General features: G+C 74.0%; 3 protein-coding genes. 1 reads left to right on the forward strand and 2 read right to left on the reverse strand.

From position 1 onward, the window contains the following. A partial coding sequence (locus B4M60_RS12915; RefSeq protein ID WP_291084679.1) for a hypothetical protein occupies positions 1–1580 on the forward strand: 1580 nt, incomplete at its 5' end. Between the two features lie 80 nt (positions 1581–1660). Here the strand turns inward: B4M60_RS12915 and B4M60_RS12920 are convergent. Both B4M60_RS12920 and B4M60_RS12925 read right to left on the reverse strand, forming a co-directional pair. Next, on the reverse strand, positions 1661–3592 hold the full coding sequence (locus tag B4M60_RS12920) for a hypothetical protein (protein WP_291084682.1): 1932 nt from the start codon (positions 3590–3592) through the stop codon (positions 1661–1663). 72 nt (positions 3593–3664) lie between these two features. Beyond that, positions 3665–4549: a sulfurtransferase gene (locus B4M60_RS12925; RefSeq protein WP_291084685.1), complete on the reverse strand. Its 885-nt coding sequence runs from the start codon at positions 4547–4549 to the stop codon at positions 3665–3667. Between the last annotated feature and the right edge of the window lie 101 nt (positions 4550–4650).

A 4650-nucleotide genomic window follows, 5' to 3' on the forward strand; every position in this document is an offset into this window, starting at 1 on the left:
AGATGTGTATAAGAGACAGGGTGGCAGGTGCCGCGTTGCCGCTGGCCACCGCCCTCGCCCTCGCCCCCACGGCGACCGCACAGACCGAGCCGGAGCCTCCGAAGACGGAGACCGTGGCGGTCACCTACACGTGCACCCCGGACAACGCGCTGAACGTCGGCGGTGCGGGCACGTGGACCAACGACGTCACGGTCACCTACCCCGAGAGCGTGGCGCCGGGCGCGTTCTTCAACGTCACCGTCCAGGCGGGTGAGATGTCGGCGAACACCGTCCGATCGGGTCGTTTCACCTACGACATCCAGTCGCCGACCAACGTCACCAATCTCACCGCCACCCTCGCGGGCGGCCAATCGGGATTCAGCTCGGGCACACCGGCGCTGGCGACCGTCAACCCGACCACCAAGGTCACGGCGACGGGCACCAACGTCCACCGCATCTGGGGCGGCACCTCGGCCGCCTACGGAACCTCCACGGGCACCAGCAACAACTCAGGACTCCAGAAGAACACCAGCGGCGCGTTCCGCCTGCCCGCGGTCACCTTCGCCATGCGCGCTCCGGTGACGCCCGGTGCACAGGTCGTCTTCGGCCTCCCCGGCGCCGGCGCCGCAGCGGCCAACAACGGCGCGAACACCCAGTTCGGCTACAGCCGCGGCACCTCGGCCGCCGGCACGGGGACCGGCGGAGCCTCGATCTCCTGTGCGGTCAGCGCCAACGCCGCGCAGCTGTCGCTCACCACGGTCGCCGACGTCGCGCCGAACATCCTCAACTCGACGACCAACATCGTCGGCGGCGACCAGACGGCCGACTCGTCGATCCCCGTCACGCTCCAGGCACAGGTCGCGGCCCCGTACGCGACCGCCGGGGAGATCTCGCAGGGCACCGTCACCTTCCGCGACCAGGCGACCAACCTGATCATCGGCACCGCCAGCCCGAACGCCCAGGGCTTCGCCATCATCCAGCACCAGTTCCCCCGCATCCCGGACGGTGATCCGGACCAGCCGCGGACGGTCATCGCCGAGTACTCGGGGGTGACGGGCAACATCAGTCCGAGCCAGGACACCATCGTCCTCACCCTGACCGACAAGCCCACCGTGTTCTGGAACACGAACTTCACCGTCCGCGCCAATGTCGGCCAGCTCGGCGAGGAGTCCCTGCCCGTCAACGTCACCACGACCTTCGCGCGGCCCGCGATGAACTTCCCCGAGGGCACACTGGTCCAGCTCTTCCGCGACGCGCTGCCCGTGGGCGAGCCGGTAGCGATGCCCGCGACCGGCACCTCGATCACGTTCCCGACCGATGAGATCGATCGCGCCGAGCGGACGGGCACCCACCGCTACTCGGTGGAGTTGGTCACGATCTGGTTCGACTACAACGAATGGAAGGGGTCCACGCCGAACCCCGCCGTGGTGATCGTCGCGGGCAAGAACGGCGAGTCCGTCGCCCCCGTCCCCGACACCGGATCGCTCGACCTCGGGTCGCTGACCAGCCCGGTGACCTCCAGCCTCTCCGACTCGGTCGGCTATGACGTCGCCCCGCTGTCCAGCCCGACCGTCACCGGGCTGCTGAGTTCAGCCAGCTGACACACCCGGTACCGACAGGACCCGCCCGCGCGACTGCGCGGGCGGGTCCTGTCGTCGGGGCCGGTCGATCCCGGAGACCGTCAGTCCCGCAGATCCGGCGGGATCTGGATGCGGGTCGTCTGCTCCACGTCCGGCTCCACGCCGGAGCGCTCGCGACCGGGGGCCGCCTCCCCGGAGTCGGGGTGGCTCTCGGATTCCGCGCGACGATGCCGACGACGTCCGCCCGACGGTGTGGCCCCCATCTTGGCCGCGAGCTCCGCGACCGACAGCCGACCCGCGTCCTCGCCCGCCTCATGGTCGACGCCAACCGAGCCGTGGCGTCCGCCCGTCCCGGTGTCGAGGTCGGATCCGCCGTCGATGCGGGCGGCATCGAACCGCTCGACCTCGGTGCGGATCTCGTCCTGGTCGTCCTCGGAACCGAGGGGCTTGATGCCGGCGCCGTTCGTGGCCGCGCCGGCGGCGAGCGGCGGCACCGAGGCGTCCGCGGGGAACGCCTGGCCGACGCCGCGGGTGGGCCGGGACAGCGGCGGCCTGGGTTCCAGGTGGTCGGCGGCCACGTCCCCGCGGGAAGGCACGGGCCCGGAGGGCTCCATGATCTCCGCGAAGGGGTCGGGCTCCTCCGCGGGCGTCTGCTCTGCCAGCGTCTGCTCGGCAGGCGTCTCGTCGGCCGGCGCCGCGGGCGCGTCCCCGCGGTCGGGCACCACGGGCTCGCCGGTGAGATCACGGACGCCCGTGCGGTCCGGCACCAGACGCAGGTGCCCGGCCCGCCGGGGCTCGGGCGCGTCGGGCTCGGGCGCGTCGGGCTCGGGCGCGCCGGATTCCCCCGCCACCGGCTCGGCGGGCGAGGGCGCCGGGGCCGGCGCCGCGACCCCGTGCGTCCCGGTGCCGACCTCGCCGTCCATCCCCACCGTGGGGTCGGCCTCCGGGCCGTCGGCGGCGCCAGGGGACCCCGGATCGATCTCGGCCGGAAGCGCCCGGGCCCGGCCGCCGATCGGCGGGAACGGGGCCAGCACATCGGCCGCACCGTGGAGCGCCATCACCACGTCGTCCCAGGTGGACGGGTCGTCCACGCCGTCGATGGTCGCGGCCACCCACTCGCCCTCGGCCCATACGCGGCGCACGTCGGCGGGCACGTCGCGGACGGCGTCGGCCAGGCGGTCGCGGTCGATCAGGTCCAGCCGCCCGAAGTCCGAGGTCCTCGCCTCCAGCGCGGCCACCTCGCCGGCGTCGTGGAACCCGGGTTCGGCGTCGACGTCGGGACGGCTGAGGTCCAGGACCACGTCGGAGGCGGTGTCGCGGCGCAGGGCCAGGACGGTGCGGCCCCCGGTGACCCCCATGATCGCCCGGCGGCCCCGGAACATCCCGTGCGAGACCGTGCCCAGCGCGCTCAACCCGCCCGAGAAGTCGCCGTGCCGGAACTCGGGCGCCGGGGTGGGGGTCGGCTCGAACTCGCGGTCCTCCAGCCAGCGGACCACGGGCGAGCCGGCAAGCGGATCGACCGGGGGGGCCTCGGGTGCGGCGTCGGCCGGTCGCCCGTTCAGGCGGCGGACGGGCAGGAACGCGCGCACCCGGTCGAGCAGCCGCGGGGACGACGCGGCGGTGAGTTCGGTGTCGGCGGGCTCGAGAGGGGCCAGGCCGGCGGCACCCACCGGCTCGTCGGTTTCCAGCTGCGCGGGCTCGGCGGCGGCGGCCGGTTCGGCGGCGGCACTCGCCGGTTCCGCCGGACGCTCCTGCTCACCGCCGGGGACCGCCGGCCGCTGGAACGGCGCCAGCCGCGGGGCCCCGGGCTCCTCGTCGTGCGGGGCCGGGGCGTCGTCCACCCCGTCCGCCGGGGTGGCGGCGGGCGGGGCCTCGTCGTCGTCGCCCGTCGCGTCCTTCTCCCCCGCCGGGCCCGCACCGGCCGCCGGCGGCGTCGCGCGCCCGGACCCGCCGCGCTGCCTCGCGTCCAGGCGGAGGAGGACGAGCGCCGCCACGAGCAGCACCAGAGCGAGGAGGAACCAGAACACGACCATGTCCACAGAGGGTAGTCAGCGGCGGTGGGGTTGACCGCCAGGCGGCGCGGCCCAGTGGTGACCCGGCCGGATCTAGCGGGGGGCCTCGCCGATCGCGATGGGCCGCCGGCGGTCCGCCGACCACTGCGACCACGACCCCGGGAACAGCCGCCCCGCCTCGAGCCCGGCGACCTCCATGGCCGCGAGCGCGTGGCAGGCGTGGATCCCGGAACCGCAGTACACCACCGTGTCCTGGCCGCTGGTCACGCCGATGTCGGCGAACATCGCGCGGATGCGCTCGGCGGGCAGGAACCGGCCGCGCTCGTCGAGGAAGGACGTCGTGGGCAGGTTGATGGCGCCGGGGATGTGGCCGGCCCGCGAGTCCATCGGCTCGGTGTGGCCCGCGTAGCGCTCGGCCGCGCGGACGTCGACCAGCACGCCCTCGTCGGGAGTCGCCGCCGTCTGGTCGATGTCGGCCGTGCGCATGTGGTCGAGCTCAAAGGTGAAATCGCCGCGCTCCACCGGGTTGCCCGGCCCCACCGCCAGGTCCTCGCCCTCGGCGATCCACGCCTTGAGCCCCCCGTCGAGCAGGTACACGTCCTGCTTGCCCGCCCAGCGCATCAGCCACCAGGCGCGCGCGGCGGAGGTGCTGCCGCAGTCGTCGTAGATCACCACGCGGTCGTCGTTGTTGATCCCGACGCGGCGCAGCGCCGCCTCGAAGTCCTCGGGCGTGGGCAGCGGGTGGCGACCCTCGCGGACGTTGCGCTGCCCGGCGAGGTCGGAGGTGAGGTCGACGTACTGCGCGCCCGGGATGTGGCCGGAGTAGTAGTGCTCGCGGCCGTTCGGGTCGCCCAATTGCCAGCGCACGTCCAGGATGACGGGGGGCGGGAGGGTGGCGACGTCGGCGATGAGCTCGCGCGCCGTGACGAGAAGCGGACTGACCTGGGTGTCGGTGGCGGGGGCGGGGTCTCTGGTCACGGGTCGAGGATAGTCCCTACGACGACGAGGTCCGCGCCACCGCCGGTCCGCAGTGACCGGCTTCACGCGGGGTCGTCTCCGCCGGACACCCCTCCCGCGGC

This window comes from Dietzia sp. UBA5065 (assembly GCA_002415925.1).
Taxonomy (GTDB): domain Bacteria; phylum Actinomycetota; class Actinomycetes; order Mycobacteriales; family Mycobacteriaceae; genus Dietzia.

Excerpts from the sequence above, each read along its gene's own strand:
- B4M60_RS12920 (WP_291084682.1), bottom strand. The coding sequence starts at position 3,592 with ATGGTCGTGTTCTGGTTCCTCCTCGCTCTGGTGCTGCTCGTGGCGGCG.